Origin of the sequence: Janthinobacterium sp. AD80, assembly GCF_002878455.1 — a bacterium.
Lineage (GTDB): Bacteria > Pseudomonadota > Gammaproteobacteria > Burkholderiales > Burkholderiaceae_D > Janthinobacterium.
Window position 1 is genome coordinate 1 of record NZ_NRDQ01000239.1, and the last position, 4,367, is coordinate 4,367.

The 4,367-nt window shown below is 70.3% G+C and carries 4 protein-coding genes; all 4 read left to right on the forward strand.

The annotated features are described in order from the left end of the window. On the forward strand, nt 1-458 hold a 458-nt coding region (locus JaAD80_RS27775; protein WP_102299363.1), incomplete at its 5' end, for an exosortase C-terminal domain/associated protein EpsI. After that, on the forward strand, nt 448-1,659 hold the full coding sequence (locus JaAD80_RS27780; RefSeq protein ID WP_102299365.1) for a TIGR03088 family PEP-CTERM/XrtA system glycosyltransferase: 1,212 nt from the start codon (nt 448-450) through the stop codon (nt 1,657-1,659). The genes JaAD80_RS27775 and JaAD80_RS27780, both read left to right, overlap by 11 nt. Before the next feature lie 10 nt (nt 1,660-1,669). Beyond that, nucleotides 1,670-3,622, forward strand: a complete 1,953-nt coding sequence (locus JaAD80_RS27785) for an XrtA/PEP-CTERM system amidotransferase (RefSeq protein WP_102299367.1) — start codon at nt 1,670-1,672, stop codon at nt 3,620-3,622. 3 nt (nt 3,623-3,625) lie between these two features. Next, nucleotides 3,626-4,367 (forward strand): glycosyltransferase (locus tag JaAD80_RS27790; RefSeq protein ID WP_146012574.1); only part of this gene is annotated, 742 nt, incomplete at its 3' end.

Below are 4,367 nucleotides of genomic sequence, written 5' to 3' on the forward strand. Positions count from 1 at the left end.
ATGCGGGCAAGGCCGGCGCGGCGGACGGCGACAGCGTCCTGCGCATCAGCCTGCAGCTGGCCTGGTATGCACGCCAGGGCCGCGACGCGGAACTGCTGGCGCACCAGACCCTGCCGTATGGCGCGCGCTGGACGCCGCTGTCGCACGGCCAGCAAACGCCATCGCTGCCGGGCGGCCCGCGCACGGTGCGCGAAAGCGTGCTGGCGCATGGCAGCGAACGCCTGCTGGTGTGGCGCTACTACCGCCAGGGCGGCGTGGCCACGGCCGAGCCCATCCTCGTGAAACTGCTGCTGGCGCAAGCCAAGCTGCTGGGCATGCGCCAGGATGGCGCGGAAATCCTCGTCTTCGCCAGCTACGACGAGCTGGCGCCACCGCCGCGCGCGGCCCTGCACGCTTTCTTGCAGGCAGCGCTGCCCGCCATTCATCAACGCCTGCAGGAGCTGCCGCATGGACCTTGAGACCGCCGCCGTGCACGCAACAGGGCCTGGCGCGGACGGCGCCGCCCCGCTGATCGTGCATGTGATTCACCAGCTTGACGTGGGCGGCCTGGAAAACGGCCTGGTCAACCTGATCAACCATTTGCCGCCCGGCCGCTACCGGCACGCCATCGTCTGCCTGAAGAACGCCACGGCCTTTCGCCAGCGGCTGACGGCGCCCGGTGTCGACATCATCAGCCTGGGCAAGCGCGAAGGCAAGGACTGGCGCCACTATCTGCACCTGTACCGGGTGCTCAGGCAATTGCGCCCGGCGCTGGTGCACACGCGCAACCTGGGCTGCATCGAGGCGCAGCTGCTGGCCTGCCTGGCCGGCGTGCGCCTGCGCGTGCATGGCGAACACGGCCGCGACATGCACGATTTGCACGGCACCAGCCGCAAATACCGGCTGCTGCGCAAATGCCTGCTGCCGCTGGTGCAGCACTTCATCGCCGTCAGCGCCGACCTGGGGCAATGGCTGGTGCACGCCATCGGCGCCGCGCCCACGCAGGTGTCGCACATCGGCAACGGCGTCGACAGCGTGCAGTTCCACCCGCGCCTGGGGCCGGCCGCAGCCGTCGGCCCACCCGGCTTCCTGTGCAACGGCGCCTTCGTCATCGGCAGCGTGGGCCGCATGGCCGCCGTCAAGGACTACCGCTCGCTGGTGCAGGCCTTCCTCCTGCTGCTGGCCCAGCCGGGCGCCTGCGCGCGCCTGCGCCTGATCATCGTCGGCGCCGGGCCGTGCCGCCAGGCCTGCCTGTCCATGCTGGAACAGGCGGGCGTCGCCCACCTGGCCTGGCTGCCCGGCGCGCGCGACGACGTGGCGCAATTGCTGCGCGCCATGGACCTGTTCGTGCTGCCGTCTCTGGCCGAAGGCAGTTCCAACACCATCCTCGAAGCCATGGCCACGGGGTTGCCCATCGTCGCCACGCAAGTGGGCGGCAACGCGGAACTGGTGCAGTCCGGCTGGAGCGGCACCCTGGTGCCGCCCGGCTCGCCCGAGATGCTGGCCGACGCCATGCTTGACTACTACAGCATGCCGGAGCTGGGCCCGCGCCACGGCGCCCGCGGGCGGCGCCAGGTGCTGGCCGAGCACAGCCTGCCAGCCATGGCCGGCGCCTACCTGGCCGTGTACGACCGCCTGACGGGCGCGCGCCAGCCGTCCTCCCTTTCCACTTATCCCTGAAAGGCCTCCCATGTGCGGCATCAGCGGCATTTTTGATCTGCAGGGACAGCGCGACATCGACCCGGGCCTGCTCTCGCGCATGAACCACAGCCTGCGCCACCGCGGCCCGGACGAAGGCGGACTGCACCACGAACCGGGGCTGGGCCTGGCGCACCGGCGACTGTCCGTGATCGACCTGGCCAGCGGCCAGCAGCCGCTGTTCAATGCCGACCGCAGCATCGCCATCGTCTTCAACGGCGAAATCTATAACTATCGCAGCCTGATGGCCGAACTGCGCCAGTTCGGCCACCCGTTCCGCACCAGCAGCGACACGGAAGTCATCGTCCACGCCTGGGAGCAATGGGGCGAACAGTGCGTGCGGCACCTGCGCGGCATGTTCGCCTTCGCCCTGTGGGACCGGCGCCGCCACCTGCTGTTCCTGGCGCGCGATCGCCTGGGCGTCAAACCGCTGTACTACGGCGAGGCGGACGACGGCACCCTGCTGTTCGGCTCCGAACTGAAAGCCCTGCTCGCGCATCCGGCCATGCCGCGCAAGCTCGACCCCCTGGCGGTAGAGGAGTATTTCGCCTACGGCTACGTGCCCGAGCCGCGCAGCATCTTCCAGCAGGCGCGCAAGCTGCCGCCAGGGCATACCCTGTCGATCCGCGCCGGCCAGCCGCTGCCGGCGCCGCAGCCCTACTGGGACATTCCCTTCACGCCGAATCCGCCCGCCAGCGAGGCGCAGGCGGCCGATGAACTGCTGGCACGCCTGCGCGAAGCCGTGCGCATCCGCATGGTGGCCGAGGTGCCGCTGGGCGCCTTTCTGTCCGGCGGCGTCGATTCGAGCGCCGTGGTGGCGCTGATGGCCGGCGCCAGTAGCGCGCCGGTAAATACCTGCTCCATCTCGTTCGGCGACCCGGCCTGGAACGAGGCGCGCTATGCCGACATGGTGGCGCGCCGCTATGGCACGGCGCACCACGCGCGCCAGGTGGAGCAGGATGACTTCGACCTGATCGACCTGCTGGCCAACCTGTATGACGAGCCGTTCGCCGACAGCTCCGCCATGCCCACGTACAGGGTGTGCCAGCTGGCGCGCCAGCGCGTCACGGTGGCCCTGTCGGGCGATGGCGGCGATGAAAGCCTGGCCGGCTACCGCCGCTACCGCCTGCACACGCGCGAGGAAAAGGTGCGCAAGGCGATGGACCCGCTGCTGCCGGCCGGCCTGCGCCAGTCGCTGTTCGGCACCCTGGGGCGGCTGTACCCGAAGGCCGACTGGGCGCCGCGCTTCCTGCGCGCCAAGACCACCTTCGAGGGCCTGGCGCGCGACACGACGGATGCGTATTTTCACGGCGTCAGCCTGCTGGGCGACGTCATGCGCGCGCGCCTGTTCAGTCCCGAGCTGCGGCGCGGCCTGCACGGTTACCGCGCCGTGGAAGTGCTGCGCCGCCACGCGCTGGCCAGTCCCGCGCAAGACCCGCTGTCGCAGGTGCAGTACCTCGACCTGAAGACCTACCTGCCCGGCGACATCCTGACGAAAGTCGACCGCGCCAGCATGGCGCATGCGTTGGAAGTGCGCTCGCCGCTGCTCGACCACGAACTGGTGGCGTGGATGTCCGGCCTGCCGCCGCAGCTGAAACTGCGTGGCGGCGAAGGCAAATACCTGCTGAAAAAAGCCCTGCGCCCGCTGCTGCCCGACGAACTGCTGTACCGCCAGAAGATGGGCTTTTCCGTGCCGCTGGCCGCCTGGCTGCGCGGCCCGCTGCGCCAGCGACTGCAGCAGCGGCTGCTCGGCCCCACCCTGGCGCAGTGCGGCCTGTTCGACATGGACTACGTGCGCCTGCTGCTCGAGCAGCACGCCAGCGGCCGGCGCGACTACAGCGCCCCGCTGTGGGCCTTGCTGATGTTCGAGGCGTTTTTGCGCCAGGTGATGCCGCTGGGCGCCGGCAAGCCGCCGGTGCAGGCGCCGGCCATGGCGCTGGAGTGAAGCATGCGCATCCTGCACATCCTCGACCATTCGCTGCCCCTGCACAGCGGCTACACCTTCCGCACCCTGGCGATCCTGCGCCAGCAGCGCGTGCTGGGCTGGCAGACCATGCAGCTGACGAGCGCCAAGCAGGGGGCAAGCGACGCGCCGCAGCAGCTGGTCGACGGCTGGCATTTTTACCGCACGGCGCCCGATGCGCGCTGGTGGGCGCGCCTGCCCGTGCTGCGCCAGCTGGCCGTGATCACGGGACTGGCGCTGCGCCTGCGCCAGCTGGCATTGCGCGTAAAGCCCGACATCCTGCATGCGCATTCGCCCGTGCTCAACGCCATCGCCGCCCTGCATGCGGGCCGTGCGCTGGGCATTCCCGTCGTCTACGAGGTGCGCGCTTTCTGGGAAGACGCGGCCGCCGACCATGGCAGCAGCCCGCGCGGCGGCATGCGCTACCGCCTCACGCGGGCACTGGAAACCTACGCGCTGCGCCGCGCCGACGCCGTCACGACGATTTGCGAAGGACTGCGGCGCGAACTGCGCGCGCGCGGCGTGCCGGCCGATAAAATCACCGTGATCCCGAACGCCGTCGATGCGGACGCGTTTCACGCCGACGCCGCCCGCGATCCCGCGCTGGCCCGCAGTCTGGGGCTCGATGGCCATGCCGTGATCGGCTTCATCGGCTCCTTTTACGCCTACGAAGGCCTGGCCCTGCTGCTGCGCGCCATGCCGCGCATGCTGGCGGCGCGGCCGGCGC